Genomic DNA, 260 nt, shown 5'->3' with positions numbered 1-260 from the left:
TCGCTTTGTGTAGAAAAAGGAATGGTTCGAGGTAAACGCCAAGCGGTTGATAGTGCTTTTATCAAAGCCAATGCTTCCATGGATAGCTTAGTAGAAAAAGAAGTGTTAGACGATGTTGATTATTATGCTCAGGAGCTCAATGATAACAGCGAATACAAAGTTAGCCAAACACGTAAAAAGCTCGTTGACCAGCACCACGATTGGAAAACAGAAGCCTATAAAGGCATGCCCAAAGGAAGCACCCAAGGCGATAGAAAAGA

General features: G+C 41.9%; 1 pseudogene. It reads left to right on the top strand.

Annotated elements, in window-relative coordinates:
* Positions 1–260: pseudogene (locus tag AC23MC_RS16495) on the top strand (IS1182 family transposase); the annotation flags it as partial.

The organism is Flavobacterium sp. T50_26, from assembly GCF_057652995.1.
Note: the sequence above shows the minus strand (reverse complement) of the source record. Positions and strands in the feature narration are given on the sequence as shown.